This window comes from Nocardia sp. NPDC051052 (genome assembly GCF_044456045.1).
Classification (GTDB): domain Bacteria; phylum Actinomycetota; class Actinomycetes; order Mycobacteriales; family Mycobacteriaceae; genus Nocardia.
The window spans coordinates 71,392-86,466 of record NZ_JBITFL010000020.1; the positions used below are offsets into that span (position 1 = coordinate 71,392).

General features: G+C 63.8%; 13 protein-coding genes and 2 tRNA genes. 5 read left to right on the forward strand and 10 right to left on the reverse strand.

Going from position 1 to position 15,075, the window contains the following annotated elements; translation table 11 throughout:
- The first annotated feature begins 19 nt into the window (after window positions 1-19).
- Together ACIBCN_RS41425 and ACIBCN_RS41430 are read left to right on the forward strand one after the other, a co-directional pair.
- The gene (locus tag ACIBCN_RS41425) at window positions 20-220 is read left to right on the forward strand and encodes a hypothetical protein (protein ID WP_396997927.1); all 201 of its coding nucleotides are present in this window, start codon (window positions 20-22) and stop codon (window positions 218-220) included.
- A 224-nt stretch (window positions 221-444) separates the two neighbouring features.
- The gene (locus tag ACIBCN_RS41430; protein ID WP_396997929.1) at window positions 445-939 is read left to right on the forward strand and encodes a Pycsar system effector family protein; all 495 of its coding nucleotides are present in this window, start codon (window positions 445-447) and stop codon (window positions 937-939) included.
- Here the strand turns inward: ACIBCN_RS41430 and ACIBCN_RS41435 are convergent, their stop codons facing one another.
- The 7 genes from ACIBCN_RS41435 to ACIBCN_RS41465 form a co-directional block, all read right to left on the reverse strand.
- Window positions 940-1,458: a hypothetical protein gene (locus ACIBCN_RS41435; protein WP_396997931.1), complete on the reverse strand. Its 519-nt coding sequence runs from the start codon at window positions 1,456-1,458 to the stop codon at window positions 940-942.
- A gap of 22 nt (window positions 1,459-1,480) precedes the next feature.
- The gene (locus tag ACIBCN_RS41440; protein WP_396997933.1) at window positions 1,481-2,554 is read right to left on the reverse strand and encodes a hypothetical protein; all 1,074 of its coding nucleotides are present in this window, start codon (window positions 2,552-2,554) and stop codon (window positions 1,481-1,483) included.
- Window positions 2,551-4,701 (reverse strand): hypothetical protein, encoded by a 2,151-nt coding sequence (locus tag ACIBCN_RS41445; protein WP_396997935.1) that lies wholly within the window; start codon window positions 4,699-4,701, stop codon window positions 2,551-2,553. Before ACIBCN_RS41445 ends, ACIBCN_RS41440 begins: the two co-directional genes overlap by 4 nt.
- On the reverse strand, window positions 4,698-5,423 hold the full coding sequence (locus ACIBCN_RS41450; protein ID WP_396997937.1) for a hypothetical protein: 726 nt from the start codon (window positions 5,421-5,423) through the stop codon (window positions 4,698-4,700). Before ACIBCN_RS41450 ends, ACIBCN_RS41445 begins: the two co-directional genes overlap by 4 nt.
- Window positions 5,424-5,456: 33 nt before the next feature.
- Window positions 5,457-6,170 carry a Crp/Fnr family transcriptional regulator gene (locus tag ACIBCN_RS41455; RefSeq protein ID WP_396997939.1) on the reverse strand — a complete coding sequence of 238 codons (714 nt, stop codon included), beginning with the start codon at window positions 6,168-6,170 and terminating at the stop codon, window positions 5,457-5,459.
- A gap of 486 nt (window positions 6,171-6,656) precedes the next feature.
- Window positions 6,657-6,872 (reverse strand): hypothetical protein, encoded by a 216-nt coding sequence (locus ACIBCN_RS41460; RefSeq protein WP_396997940.1) that lies wholly within the window; start codon window positions 6,870-6,872, stop codon window positions 6,657-6,659.
- Between the two features lie 152 nt (window positions 6,873-7,024).
- Window positions 7,025-7,097, reverse strand: a tRNA-Lys gene (locus ACIBCN_RS41465).
- 307 nt (window positions 7,098-7,404) lie between these two features.
- Here ACIBCN_RS41465 and ACIBCN_RS41470 point away from each other — a divergent pair.
- Window positions 7,405-8,619, forward strand: coding sequence for an Ig-like domain-containing protein (locus tag ACIBCN_RS41470; protein ID WP_396997942.1), 1,215 nt, complete (start codon window positions 7,405-7,407; stop codon window positions 8,617-8,619).
- A 723-nt stretch (window positions 8,620-9,342) separates the two neighbouring features.
- Window positions 9,343-10,293, forward strand: coding sequence for a hypothetical protein (locus ACIBCN_RS41475; RefSeq protein WP_396997944.1), 951 nt, complete (start codon window positions 9,343-9,345; stop codon window positions 10,291-10,293).
- 636 nt (window positions 10,294-10,929) lie between these two features.
- On the opposite strand, the gene ACIBCN_RS41480 is transcribed toward ACIBCN_RS41475, so the two are convergent.
- Together ACIBCN_RS41480 and orn are read right to left on the reverse strand one after the other, a co-directional pair.
- A tRNA-His gene (locus ACIBCN_RS41480) sits at window positions 10,930-11,002 on the reverse strand.
- Window positions 11,003-11,057: 55 nt separating this feature from the next.
- Complete coding sequence (gene orn / locus ACIBCN_RS41485) at window positions 11,058-11,708, reverse strand: oligoribonuclease (protein WP_396997946.1); 651 nt, start codon at window positions 11,706-11,708, stop codon at window positions 11,058-11,060.
- 189 nt (window positions 11,709-11,897) lie between these two features.
- Here orn and ACIBCN_RS41490 point away from each other — a divergent pair, with 189 nt between their 5' ends.
- On the forward strand, window positions 11,898-13,679 hold the full coding sequence (locus ACIBCN_RS41490) for a helicase HerA-like domain-containing protein (protein ID WP_396997948.1): 1,782 nt from the start codon (window positions 11,898-11,900) through the stop codon (window positions 13,677-13,679).
- A gap of 76 nt (window positions 13,680-13,755) precedes the next feature.
- On the opposite strand, the gene ACIBCN_RS41495 is transcribed toward ACIBCN_RS41490, so the two are convergent.
- A complete protein-coding gene (locus ACIBCN_RS41495; RefSeq protein WP_396997950.1) occupies window positions 13,756-15,024 on the reverse strand; it encodes a diaminopimelate decarboxylase family protein in 1,269 nt (422 codons plus the stop codon).
- Window positions 15,025-15,075: the final 51 nt, after the last annotated feature.

Genomic DNA, 15,075 nt, shown 5'->3' on the forward strand with positions numbered 1-15,075 from the left:
GGCACATAGTTATACGGCTATGTCCGAGATCATGGAGAGCACCTGTGAACTGGGCATTCATTATTTCACCGACACCTCTATCGATGTTCTTATCGATGATCTGGCCGATGATGTCGTGAGGGAAACGGCTGCAAAGGTGCTGCGGCGCTGTGTCATCGAGGTCGATGACACAGCGGCGGCGGCTCTTATTCAGTCCGCAGACCACATCTATTATCAATAGATCGCTACGGCGATCACTGTCTGGAGCTAAGTATGCAGGACCAATAAAGATAACTGGTCAGGTCACGCGGGCAGCCATGGCTGCCTCTCGGCGAACATGACGAGGGGCGTGGCAACTGTGGGCACGCTGGGCTGTGGCGACGGCGCCTCCTCGGATAGGCGGGCGGTCGCCGTTGTGTGTCTTCGTACGTAGAGGGTGCATCCCGCTGGTGGTCTGCTGTACATATGAAGATTCGTACGAGTCGGCGCCGTCAGGCCGACGATCTGAACGCGGCGCTTTGCGCTGTCTCGGAGTTCAATCGCATTATTGTGGCGGCCGATACAAAGGTCGGGTTCTTGCTGACCACGAACGGCTTTGCCTTGATGGGGCTGGTGACCAGCACTCGAACGTCGAGGAATGTGCTGGTCAGCGTGATCGCAACTGTGCTCGAGATTGTTCTGCTGGTGTGTATGGGCTACCTTGCCGCCACATTGCGGCCGAGCTTGCAGAGCGCAGGCACCACGAACTGGTTCAGTTTCCCGAGTTTCCCGGTCGAGACGAATGAGCGCCCTGCGGAGCCGTTGCTGGCCGATCAGGCATGGCGGCAAGCCGCCACCCTTGCTCAGATCGCCCGGCGCAAGTATCGGCGGTTCAGGGTGGCGCTGCGATGGAGCGCGCTCAGTCTGGTCGTGTTTCTGTGCTGGTTCACCGCCGTGCTATTCAGCACCACGAATGTATAATCAAAGCCTCTTCAGGTCCGCGGTAACCTGCACCCATTGTTGCACCGGCGAAACGCACGGTGCGGTGTGGTCTACGCAGGTTCCGCTATTCCACGACAGAAATCCGAGTACGAGAAGTACAGCGGCGATCGACCGAGGAACCCTCCCGGTGGATCGGATTAGCCGCAATACGGCTGTCGCTACTACCCGCGTGCCGTCTGCGAACACCAGCACACCATCACCGTAGCTGTATGCAATTGGCCCGGGTGGGCGCCCGAGCTTGCGGAGGAATCTGGTGATCAGCCATTCCGGTGCCAACAGCACGGCCGGTACCGCGATGATCCACTGGTCAGCCGATTCGAGCAGCGCGGTGGCAAGCCACGGAATCAGTCGGCCAAAGGCGACTACCAGTGTGAGGAAGAGGCCGACCACCAGAACCAGGAATTCGATGGTTTCGGCCCAGCCCATGGAGAATCGGAGATCGAGGAGAAACTTGTCCAGTGATTCGAAAACGCCCCCGAGCAAGGGAAGGGCGGTCAACGGATTCCCGGTGGCTGATGGACTAGTCATGATCGGACTCGTCCTCATCCAGACCTTCGGATTCTTCCACCTGACCGACCGGACCCACCGGTGGCGCTGCCAACTCGGGTAACGGCTCGCGGTGTGCGAGGGAGGCTGTCGGATTCAGGCGATCTGCGATGACCTTGGATATGGGTGCCATGACGTCCTGGACGTCTCTTCTGGTGATCAAACGCTGCTCCATCAGTGTATTGAGTACATCGCGAGCGCTTTCGAGATCCAGCTGTTTCTGGTGCAGCATGATCTGGACCACTTCGCTCACATCCGCAGGGCTGGACGCCAGTTGGAGGGCGAGCACGCCGATACCGCCGGTCTGCAGCGCGCTGGTGTAGTGGGCGATTCGTTGCTGCTCCAGTTCTTCACGGTGCCGTTGCTCGACTGCCGCGGTCTCCTGCCCGTGCGCGAGGCTCTGCATAGCCAGCCCGTGCGCCGTCGTGTTCCAGTCGTGTTGCAGTTCTGCGCCGTGCAGGTGAGCCTTGTGTTCGGCATTCCGCCGTTCGGCCTTGTGGCGGTCGAAGGTGCGTTGCTGAATGTGGTTGCGGGCGCTGTCCTCTGGTGCCAGCTTCACTATGCACCGCACCATGGCGACGCCGCTGGGGAGATCGACCGCGCGGTCCGCGAAGTAGGTATTGATATGACGCTCGGCGTCGGCGAAGCTGCCGACCTCGAATTCCTGGCTCATATCACGCAGCTTCCGCTCCAGAAACGGGCGGTAGATAGGTTCGCATAGTTTGACCCCGTCTTTGACCGCCCGCACCGGATCACTGATCCGCCACGCCACATCGATCGCGGCGCGAAATGCGAAAACACCTTCTGCGGTGGGTAATTCGAGGTGCAACATGGCGTGGTGCACCGAGACGTCCACCCAGTACACTCCTGCAGGCGGCCGATAGTAGATCTCCGAGGGGGAAGGCCGCCGATCCATCAGGGCAAGCTGGCTACGGCGGTCGACCGATACGGCCGCGACGTGCCCATCCGTCGTCGGGCGGAACTGTCTCCAGGATGCGCGAGTCATCTCTTGGTAGCAGATCAAAGGGGTTTGATCACCGGTTTTCATGGTCGAATGTCTTTCTGCTCGATCATCGTCAGCAAGTCGTCGACGGCGTGTACCGGGCCGTTGCGTTCCGCGGCCCAGTCACGCAGGTAGAAGGGGATCATCTCGGTGTCGGCGATGGCATGCCCGAGATCGATCAGCAGTCGCCCGAGCGGGCCACGCAGTTGGGTATCTTTCTCGGCGACCCGAACCCAGCGACCGATCTCCTCGTAGGCGGTGGGCATGTGAATCGGCGCCTCCATCAAGCGTGCGAAGAGTGTGACGATGTGGTCGTGGTTTTCGGGTGACTTGTCCGCTAGCCACACCATTACAGGCCAGGTCCGAGCACCGCGGGGTGTGTCGACGTCCAGGCCGGCGCTCAGTTCCAAGGCGCATCGGAAGCCGGTGTCGCGCAGAGTGATTCGTCTCGATCCGGTCCAACTTCGTAACTCCGTGAGCACCCGTTCGGTCAGTTCGCTGACGCTGAACAGTTGGAGCATGGCGTGGCAGACGGCTGCAACGAGCGACAGCTCGGTGCTGCGGGCCGCGCGGCGTAGCAACTCGAGGGCGCGGTTCGGCATGGTCTGGCCGACGGTGCTGCCCAATGCCACGGCGGCGGTCTCTCGCCTCGGCAACGGCTGGTCTTTGCGCAACCATGCCGCCAGCATCCGTGCGATCACCGGTGCGAATTCGGGTTGCAGGCTCGGGAATTGCAGCGCACCGATGGCGGCGAATCGGAGATGCCATTCGCCACTGTCGGCCCATGGTTCGATCACCAGCTTCCTGGCGTGCTCGAACTCGAACGTGGACAGCATCCCCACCGCGACCCCTGTGCGTGTGCACACTTCGAGATCGGCGGTATCGCCGAGCTCCCGCAACCAGTCTCGGAGCGCCTGGTGCGAGGCGTGGTACTCGTGCCACGCATGCTCCAGAACACGGCGAGGATACTGATCGTCGGTGAATCTCACGGACTGGACCGGGATGCGACCGTACTCGGTGTTCGCGATGGATTGGTACAACTCCGCCTTCACGTCGCTGAGCACTGTGGCGCGGCGCGTACTGAACACCGGCCACGGGTAGCCGTTTTCGTTAGGTATCTCCTCGTCTGCGATGAGCCGGGCGAGCCTGCGGCCGGCATCGGAGACGAAATGTGACGGCATCCCGTTGAACACCGCCAGAGCTATGGCGAACGAGCGAGTCTGGACGTTCAGTTCGTCGTCGAACCACTGCTGGAACCTTTCGTCGGCCACCGCGGAGTACCGTTCGATGACGTCTGCAAGTTCGATTCGGCCGCTAGCCACATCGGCGAGTTGCCTGGCCAGCAGTGCGAGATCGCGGGCCGATGGGTGGCTTTGTGCCACGTCGGACACCACTTGCGCCATATCTTCCTCCGCGAGGAGGTCGGCCGGTCCGCCCGGTAGGTGCCAGCGCAGATGTTTGCCGACCAGTTCCATCGCATCGGCGGGTTCACCTCCCTCGACAAGGAAGGTGCCGACGTCGGCCGAAAGCTCAACGTGGCTGTCCAGCACGACAATCATCCGAGAATCCCGCTCGCGCAATGCGCGGCTCAGCTCATCGCAATGAAAAGCATGCAGCGTCGTGGTCTGCTCGACTTCCAGCGCCTCCAGCAGATACCCGGTGCCCGTAGCGAAGTCGATCTCCAAGGACCGCAACCGCACATCCGGGTTGAGCTTGTGCACTGCACCGGTGCAGGTCTCGTCGAGCGCTCGAAGGGCCGCTGCAGTTCGTCCCCAACCCCGGGCGGCACGCAGTAGAACCAGCGGCTGCGCGTGCAGCTTACTGCGCATTTCGTGGAAGGCCCGCGGAGGAACAAAAGTGTCTTCGAGCTGCTTCAACAGCGCCGTCTCCACCGGTCCACTTGGGACGAATACCCGCCCCTGCGCGATACCGCTCTGGTCGCGGCCTACCAAAGTCCCGACCGAGGCATCGCCGACAATCACGGTGTGAGCACTGATCGATGCCCCGTGCAGAGAAGTGAGTCCAGCGAGGGTGGCGTTGGCTGCCGTGAACGCGTCACGAAGAAGGGGCGGGTCCGGCTCCGCGGCACGGGTGCTCGTGGCACTACTTTCAGTGTCGGGGGCCACCCCATCGCTCGACTCGCGGCCATCCGGTCCGTCCGGAGACATGTCCTCGGCGGCTGGCTCACTCACGGTGCACCGCCGACGATATCGCGACCGACAATGGTGCGGGCATTCACCTTCCCGACGATCAGGTTGTTGGCGGTAACCGAGCCCGGCAGCCCGGCATTCGACGCGCGGTCTCGGTGTTCTTCCCGGGTGGAAACCGCTTGGCGTCCGGGAAGCGATGGGATCGGATAGCCAGGCACTCGGACCCATGCCTGAATGTCGCCTTGGCTCGTGCCGATCACAACGCCGTCGTAGCCGGCAGGCGTCACAGTCGGCCGGTAGCCGTGGCGAACCACGCCCTGATACACGGCATCGCTGATGATGACCACGCCCTGAGAACGAGCCGCGTGCTTCAGCGCATCCTTCACCACCTGTGTCCCGTTCAGCCGGAAGGTGGCGGTCAGGGCGTCGCTCCTCCACCCGTGCTTGTCCCGGTCGACATAGCCCTCGTGGACCGCGATTCGTATCCGCAGCCAGTCCAATGGATCCACGGTGGTGTTGTACTGGCGTACCTTCTCCAGCAATCCCGTCACGACGTGGTCGAGGACATCCAGTGCGGGAAGGTCGAGTATCACCATGACCCCGTCGCCCCGATCCTCCTTCGCCGCAACAGCTTCGGGGTTGGGGATCGACTCTTCCAGCAGGCGGTACAACATCGAGTCCGTCCGGACGAGCTCGACATTGTCCAGGGCGCTTGAATTTTCGACATCCACCACCAAAAAGGATCGGTGGGCGGGACCGTTCACGATTCCTCCATGACGCTTCGAGTTGCTTCTTGTCTACAGGGGGCCGCCGGGCTCGTCTGCGTCCAAATACACACTCGGAAGACCGTCGGCAAGTTTGGTGAGAAGATCGGGCCGCAGGAGTTCTATACGACGACGTGCGGTCTCGACGGCGCCGAGGTCTCGCAGCCGTTTCAGCGCTTTGGCTACTGCTTCCCTGGACGCACCGGCCGCATGCGCCAACTCGGTTTGCGACAGCGGCAGCGCAATGACAACCCGACCCGCATCGGCCCGCCCGTAACGTCCGGCGTAGTCGAGCAGCAGGCGCGCGATTCGCTCGGTAACGGTAAAGGCTCCGAACTCCAGACGCTGTACGTCCGCTTCTCGCAGCCTGCCGACCACGAGACACAGAAGGCTGAACGCGGCCTTACCGTCGTCGGCCAGCAACGCGCGGAATGCCTTGCCCGGCAACGCCGTCGCAATGACCGACGACAACGCTGTCACGGTGGCGGATCGTGGCCTGCTGTCGATCGCGGAGAACTCACCGAGTAGATCACCGGCCCCCCGGATAGCCAGCAGGACTTGCTTGCCGCTCGCAACTGATGAGGTCACCTTCACCCGACCGGCTTCGATCACCAGGACGTGATCGGACAGTTCACCTTCGCGCATAAGCACCGAACCGACAGGCCAGCGATGTCGCGTACCGGCAGCGAGCAACACCTGCCGGTAAAGCCGTGAAACCTCGTCGGAGTCCAGAGTCTCCCCCTGCACGTGAACCTATCCAGCAGTGCCACCGCCAGCAGGAATCCCCCGCTGGCATCCACTGCCGAACTGCCCGCAAGAAAATCGTGACCGAAGTGCATCCAGAATCAGCAACATACTCCGTATTGCGATGTAACACCGAGCTTTTCGCGCCAACGGCCTCAATTCGTCGGGCGGGAATGATCGCGGTGGCGGTCGCGCCGCGTTGAAGTATCAGCCGTAGCCGCCGATACTCCATATCGCCCACCGGAACTCGCTGGGGGAGAAGGGGTCCCTGGGCTGACACGGCGTAGGCATCACCCCGGCGGGTGGTGGGTGCCCAGCCGCTACCAGGACCGGTGTCGACCGGTAGCGGCTGGGAGCTGGGATCGGTGACACTCGGCGCAGCGCCACACCGCGCCCGTAGGCAATCACGGAACGCGTGCTTTCGGATGGAAGGGGCGGCGGCATGAGGGCAGCGCGGAAGTGGGTAGTTGCGGCGGACGGGCCGGGGCGTCATGACGGCTCACCGCCGCCGGATTCGAGGGCATCGGCCAGCACGCGCAGCTTGGCTACAGCCAGAGCTACCGGCGGCGCGGCCGGGCCGTCGTCGGCCTGGAACGTGTGAGCCACGACATGGTCAGGACGGTCGGGATCGCGGCCGATCGTGAGGACGGTGAAGGGGTAATAGACCGCATCCAGCAGTTCTGCGGGCGTAGCGTGCCCGCTCACGACAAAGCCCCCTTGTCCCAGGTAGGAAAGGGGGCTCTCGTTAGGTCACGCGACGTGTGCAGGGCCGTTAGGATGCCAGCATGACTCTTAACAACCACGCGCACACGAGTGAGGCGAGCAATAGCAAAATTGCATCGCCGAGCTTGTTTGAGTGCGCCATCAGGGACTCGAACCCCGAACCCGCTGATTAAGAGTCAGCTGCTCTGCCAATTGAGCTAATGGCGCTTGCTCCGTGTTCCGGTGCGGGACAAACTTTAACAGGCCGAGGCGGCAGTTGTGAAATCGCCTCCTGACCGGCGCTGATGCGCGTGTCGGGCGGGGTGTTAACGCCGAACCCGGCAGTTCGGATCTATCCCGTGTAACACGTCTGTGTCGACGCGGCATTCGCGTTGGTGCGAGCACCTCGCGCTGGCAGAATGACCGAACGTGGTTTCGATCACGCCGCGGGCACGGCGAGTTGAGCTGTAAAGCGGTTGGGATCCGAAGCCATCGGTGTGCTTCTGGTGCGCCGGGACTTGAAACGGGGTTTGAGATGAGCGTTGGTCGAGGTCGGCGTCGGTGGATACGACATATCGCCGGACCTGTCGTCGTGTTCGGGGTGGCCGCGCTGGCGTTGTCGGGGTGCTCGTCGTCGAAGGCGCCGGATACGTCGTCGGTCGTCATCGACCGTAACCCACTGCTCGAGCTGATCAAGCCAAAGCTGTTGTCTCCCATCAAGGATGGCGATATCGGGGTGTCGCCGGGAGTGCCGCTGGCGGTCCGGGTCGAGGACGGCAGGTTCACGAACGTCTCGCTGGTGAACGCGCAGAACCAGCCGGTGGGCGGCAGGCTGGCCGCGGACGGGCAGTCGTGGGAGACCGCCGAGGTGCTCGGGTACGGCAAGGTCTACCGGTTGCGGGCGGACGCGATCGGTCTCGGCGGTGCGAGCTCGGCCACGCTGGCCTTCACCACCAGCTCGCCGGACAGCCAAACCCATCCCTACCTGTTGCCTGGCGAGGGTGAGGTGGTCGGTATCGGTCAGCCGGTCGCGGTCTCGTTCGACGAGACCATTCCCGATCGCAAGGCCGCCCAGGATGCGATCAAGATCACCACGGAGCCGCCGGTGCAGGGCGCGTTCTACTGGGTGAACAATCGCGAGGTCCGGTGGCGTCCCGAGCACTTCTGGGCTCCTGGGACCAAGGTCACCATCGATGTGAACGTGTATGGCCGTGATCTCGGTAACGGACTGTTCGGCCAGGACAATCTGCGATCGTTCTTCACCGTCGGCGACGCCACGGTCTTCACCGCCGACGACAACACCAAAGAGGTGGTCGTCGAGCAGAACGGTCAGGTGGTGCGGACCATGCCCACCTCGATGGGCAAGGACAGCACGCCCACCGACAACGGCGTCTACATCGTCAGCGACCGGTTCGACAAGATCATCATGGATTCCTCGACGTACGGTGTGCCGGTGAGCTCGGCGTCCGGATACAAGACGCCGGTCGACTACGCCACTCGAATCTCCTACAGCGGCATCTTCTTTCACTCCGCACCGTGGTCGGTGGGGCAGCAGGGCTACAGCAACACCAGTCACGGTTGCCTGAACCTCAGCCCGGCGAACGCGCTGTGGGTCTATCAGAACGCCAAGCGCGGCGACGTCACCATCATCAAGAACACCGTCGGCGGAACCCTGTCGGGCGTAGACGGTTTGGGGGACTGGAACATCCCGTGGGATCAATGGAAGGCCGGTAACTCCGACAATCGTTGAGTCACCACAAAGCGAACGGTCCACCGTATCCACCGGTGGGCCGTTCGCTTTTTTCGTACCCACCCGCGCTTACTGGGCTGGAGTTCGGTGGCGCGAAAGATTGGTTCCAATCCGTAGTAGCGAGCACAACGAAGATGTATCGAGGAGTCCATCGACGGTGGTCACCAACCACAACACGCCGATGTCGCGGTGGACCTCAGTCGTGGACGACTGAATACGATGGAGGTGTCCACCGGGCGCCTGCTGGTTGTCAGACTGCTTCGTTCGACTGACCAATGAAAGGGTTCTTCGGCAAAGAATCTGCTATAGAAATGTCCGAGTGGATCCGCGATCATAACGAACTGCGACCTCGTGCACAATTTCTGAAAAAGATCTGCCCGGTCCGATCCGCCAGTTCCTGGTCGTTGCCGTCACAAGTTAGATCAGCCTCTGTCATCAAGCCTGTGAGGGAGGCTGACTCGGTGGTTGACGGCGCATCGAGCAGATTGTGGTAGTTCGGTGGTACCCATATCGTCTGCCACGGACGGACTCCACCGCCGGATGGGACGACACGCGAAATTGGGGCCAGTCCGTGCGGACGAGCGCGCCGAAGCACTACCGGTGAGCTCTCTTCGTGAGCTGGGAGTTGCGGCGCGCTGCCGGGTCCAACTGAATAATCCACTGGACGGCACGAAGTTGTACTTGCGCTGTTGAATGCAATGAAGGACGCACACCCACACCCTTATGGCTTTCGTCGACCGATTTCGACCGACCACCGAAAGGATGCTTCTAGTGTTCAGAATCGCTGATGGCCGCAGGACGGTGGCCATGCTTCTCTGTGTCGGATCAGCTCTAACCCTGCTTTTCGCTGGAGCCACTGCGTATGCCGACCCAGACGACGATGCCGACGCGGCCGAGGTCGAAGCCGCCGACGACGCCGCCATCAAAGCCGCCGAAGCCGCCAAGGCCGAAGCCGTCAGGGCCGAAGCAGCCTATAAAGCCGCCAAAACCAAATCCGACGCCGCCGAAGCCGCCGCCGACGCCGATGATGCCCCCGACGACGCCGACGACGTCGCCGAGGCCGCCAAAGCTGAAACCACCAAAGCAGCGGCAGCCTATGAAGCCGCCAAAACCAAAGCTGAAGCGGCTAAAGCCGCCGCCGCCAACGCAATCGACAAACGCGACGCCGCAGCCGCCGGAGCCGCCGCTGACTACGATGCGTTGAAGAACGGCGACAAAGAGGTTTGGATGGGCATAGCTAAATGGACTTGCAGTGACCGTACCTTCCCTCTTGAAATCCTCGAAGGCATGGACGCCGCATACGCTATAAGTCCACTTGACCGGCGGGAAGATGGAACATGGCCGGGTGAGGACTTCAGGAATGCACGCCCGATAGTCTTCCGAGGTAGTTATCAGGGTCCTGCCACGGGTACAGAGCAGGAACAATTAGAGTTCTATCGCAGAACGCTGTGTGATGTAGCATATATAAAGAACGAATGGGTTAAAACTCTTAAAGATCTTCAACGTGAGGGCGATAAGCTCAAGCCCGGCATGGAGGACCCCGAGAACATAAAAGCACTCTACCGCTGCAAGCTTCTTACCTACCGACTTCTCCAGAAGTGGGAGGAAACGAAGGTCAAGCCTGAAGGCTTCGAACCCGGCACGTGTCCAATTCGGCTGAAGCAGGATAATTAGGCCCACCGGTTCACCGGAAACGATTTCTGAACCGAGTTCGATGCGGCTGGTCGAGTGGAGATAGCGAAATGACAGAGGGGCCGTGCGTTGTACGTACGGCTCCTCTGCGATGGTGATGGTGTCCAGTACGTAATCCATGCTTGGGCCACCGTCCTGCTTACGTTGCCCGCCGCTCTACTCGGCAGGCGCTCGTATGTCGTGTCTGGCCACGGTCAGGGGGCATGTTGCAGCCCAGGTGCGTGTCGCCGAAGATCGCCATCGCGCTTCCGGTCGCCACGCACTCCAGCTTGCCGCCGGACCCACTGCCCGCCGAACCGGTGCCGACGGCCCGCCCGCCGACCCGCTCGACGCCGAGCCGGAGTCCGGCAGCCCGATGCCCGCGGCCGCGGTCCCCGTGGCTCAGGTGAGAAGGGTGGCGCCGAAGAAAGCCGCGATAACCGCGGAACGCGTCACGACCTGTTGTCCCTCTGGTCAAGCCGGGGTGGCGCGCAGCGGCGCCGCCCACGCGCCGGAGTCTGCGGACGGGCTGCTTGATCCGTCCTGTATTTGGAAGAAGAGTATTTCACTTTGTGATGCGCGATCTGATCCAATGAAAAAGCCCAGGTTGGGGATTTCTCCGCAACCTGGGCCTCTCAGGGTGACCGACGGGACTCGAACCCGCGACAGCCAGGATCACAACCTGGTGCTCTACCAACTGAACTACGGTCACCATCACCGGCTGAACACCGGCGCCGTCGATATTAGCGCGTTACCCCTTCGTCTCCCTAATCGGTTTCCGACGCGCCGTTGACCTGGGCCGATGCGGCGGGTGTCGCGGCGTTGCTGATCTCGGCGGCGACCGCGGCGATCTCGGTGGTGGACGGTCCGGGCGGCGCGACGAAGGCGGTGCGGCGGTAGTACTCCAGCTCGCGGATGGATTCCTTGATGTCGGCGAGCGCGCGGTGGGCGAGGCCTTTCTCCGGCTGACCGAAGTAGATGCGCGGGTACCAGCGGCGGCACAGCTCCTTGATCGAGCTCACGTCGATCATCCGGTAGTGCAGGTGGGCGTCCAGCGCGGGCATGTCGCGGGCCAGGAAGCCGCGGTCGGTGGCGATCGAGTTACCGGCCAGCGGCACGGTGCCCGGCGTCGGCACGTACTGCTTGATGTAGTCGAGCACCTGCTGCTCGGCGTCGGCCATGGTGACGGTGGAGCGGCGCACCTCTTCGGTCAGCCCGGAACGCGCGTGCATGTCGACGACGACCTGCGGCATAGCGGCCAGCGCGGCGTCGTCGGCGTGGATCACCACGTCGACGCCCTCACCCATGATGTTGAGGTCGCTGTCGGTCACCAGCACCGCCACCTCGATCAGCTTGTCGCTGTCCAGGCGCAGGCCCGTCATTTCACAATCCATCCACACCACGTATTTATCTGACACGGCAGCAACATTAGCTCTGTTGGATTTGCGGCGCGGGTGGCGTTACGTGTTTGCGGCCCTCTTGCTGGGTCGCAGGCCCACCAGCGGCGTGCGCGGGGATAGAGTTTCTGCAGATCGGCACAGGCGTTTTCGGTACGACAGCAAACACTGCGTTAGCAGTTCGAGTCAGACCCAGACGGAGGACGTGCGATGACTAGCCCCCAGGAGAAAGCGGCCGCGGCGCGTAAGGCCGCGGAGGAGGCGGCCGAGGTCGCGGCAGCGGCGGCAGCGGCCGCGGAAGCCGCGGAACGTGAGCTCGCCGAGCAAGAGGGCGAGAGCGGGGCGAAGGCGAAAGCGAAGGCGGAGAGTGCGGCGGCCAAGGCCGACCAGACCGCCGCTGCCGCCGCCGAAGCCGCGAGCAAGGCCGAGCAGAAGACGGCCGACGCCGACGCGGCGGACAAGCCGAGCGGGGGATCGGCCGCCGCGCAGGAGATCGCCGCAGGGTACGCGTTCGACGGGGTCGCGCTGGAGCTGGGCACCGTTGTGGTCGACGGCGAAGTGGATACCGCTGCGCGCGTCCGTATTCCGATGCGCACCATGAACCGGCACGGTCTGGTGGCAGGCGCGACCGGCACCGGCAAAACGAAGACACTGCAGGGAATCGCGGAACAGCTTTCGGCCGCAGGCGTTCCCGTGGTGCTCGCCGACATCAAGGGCGACCTGTCCGGTCTGTCGCAGCCGGGTGCGGAGAACGACAAGCTGAGTGCGCGTGCCGCCGAAACCGGCGCCGAGAACTGGAAGCCGACCGGCTTCCCGACCGAATTCGTGTCGCTCGGCACCAATGGTATCGGCATCCCGATCCGGGCGACCATCACCTCGTTCGGCCCGGTGCTGCTCAGTAAGGTGCTGGGGCTCAACGAGACTCAGGAATCCACCCTCGGCCTGATCTTCCACTGGGCGGACAAGAACGGCCTGGCGCTGCTCGACCTCAAGGACCTGCGCGCGGTGATCACGCACCTCACCAGTGCCGAGGGCAAGGAGGACCTGAAGGGCATCGGTGGCGTCTCCGCGGCCACCGCCGGCGTCATCCTGCGGTCGCTGGTGAACCTGGAGGCCGACGGCGGCGACACGTTCTTCGGTGAGCCGGAACTGGATCCGAGTGATCTGGTTCGGGTCGCGGGCGGGCAGGGTGTCATCACCTTGTTCGAGCTCGGCGCGCAGGCGGCGCGGCCGGTGATGTTCTCCACCTTCCTGATGTGGGTGCTCGCCGACCTGTTCCAGACGCTGCCCGAGGTGGGCGATGTCGACAAGCCCAAGTTGGTCTTCATCTTCGACGAGGCGCACCTGCTGTTCGCGGACGCGTCGAAGGCGTTCCTGGACCAGGTGGAGCAGACCGTCAAGCTGATCCGCTCCAAGGGTGTCGGTGTGTTCTTCTGCACCCAGCTGCCCACCGACATCCCGAATCCGGTGCTGTCCCAACTGGGTGCACGCATTCAGCACGCGCTGCGCGCCTTCACCCCGGACGATCAGAAGGCGCTGTCCAAGACGGTGCGCACCTACCCCAAGACCAGCACCTACGACCTGGAGAAGGCGCTCACCTCGCTCGGCACCGGTGAGGCCGTGGTGACGGTGCTTTCGGAGAAGGGCGCGCCGACTCCGGTGGCGTGGACCAGGATTCAGCCGCCGCGGTCGCTGATGGACACGATCGGCGATGACGCGATCAAGTCGCGGGCGCTGTCGAGTTCGTTGCACAGCAAGTACGGCCAGACTATCGACAGGGAGTCGGCTTACGAGATCCTGGCGGCGAAAGTCGCTGCGGCAGACCAAGGTCCGCAGTCCGCCCCGGCGCCGGGGCGCTCATCGAAGGGCGACGACGATTCGACCGCCGAGCGCATCATGAAGAACCCCGCGGTCAAGAGCTTCCTGCGTTCCGCGGCGACCGCCGCGGGCCGGGAGATCAGCCGCAGCATCTTCGGCACGCGAAAGCGCTGACGGCCGCGCACTACTCGATGTCCCGCACGGGGATCGCAGGCGATTCCCGTGCGGGACATCCGCAGTTGTGCGGCGGTCAGCTCGCGTCGCGGTCGAGCAGGGTCGGCTCGCGACGCACGAGCTGCGCGTAGTGGCCCTCGCGGACCGCGATGACGCGGGTGCGCGGGGAACCGTGCTGGTAGGCCCCGGTGCACGGCACGGCGAGCAGCTCGCCCGGTCGCAGGTCGGCGGGCAGCCTGGCGTCGGTGGCGAGGATGACATCCCCCGCCCGCCCCGCGACGGTCGCGGTCACCAGCGGGCCGCTCGCCCGCCGGTTCGCCACCACCACGCCCGCGAAACCGCCTGTCCTGGTGCGGGTCTCGCTGTCGATGACGACGCAGACGTGGCCGCCGTCGCTGTACTTGACCGACAACACCCGATACAGCGACACCCCGGCCCGCGCCACGATCCCGCGCCCCGGTTCGAGCGCGATATTCGGTCGCGGGAAGTGCTGACGGGCGCAGGCCGCGTCGAGGGCGTCCTCGATGATGGCGGACAGTTCGGTGAGGTTCATCTCGGCGTCGCCGTTGCGGTAGGCGATCGCGTGCCCGCCGCCGAGATCGAGATCGGTCAGGATGCGGTCGTGATCGTGCCGTACCAGGGCCATCTCGGCGACCATCCGGCGGATCGCCTCGCCGTAGTGGTCGGGGTTGTAGATCTGCGAGCCGAGGTGGCAGTGCAGGCCGATCAGATCGAGCATCGGCGCGTCCAATACCCGCGCCACCGCCGCAGCGGTGGCCGCGCCGAGCGGGAAGCCGGCGGGTTCTTCCGGCGCCGAGTCCTGGTCGATGCCGGGCACAACCCGTATCAGCACGCGCTGCGATCGGGTGGCGGCGGCCGCGAGCAGGTCGATCTCGGCGAGCGAGCCGACCACGATCCGGCCGACCCGCCTGGCGACCGCGACCTCCAGCGTATCGCGGGATACGCCGTTGGCGTGCAGGATGATTCGCTTCGGGTCGACTCCCGCGTCGAACGCGGCGATCAGCTCGCCTGCCGAGCACACGGCCACCGAAAGCCCCTCGTTGGTGATCCAATCGGCTACCGCGCCGATCAGCAAGGCCGTTGCGGCGTAGGCGATCTCGGCCTCGGGGAAGGCCTTGCGATATGCGCGGCAGCGCTGTCGCACCTCCCGCTCGTCGAGCACTCGCGCGGCGGTGCCATAGGTTTCGGCGATGTCGGCCAGCGCGACGCCACCGACGACGATCCTGCCCTCGGCGTCATAGCGCGCGTCGGAGGGCCATACCGCGGAATCCAGGTGCGCGGCCGCTTCCGACCGCGTCAGCGCGAAGAAATCCACAAGCGTCACGGGTGCTCTCCTGATCCGCTCCCCGCTTTCTCCATCTGCGGGGCCTACCAA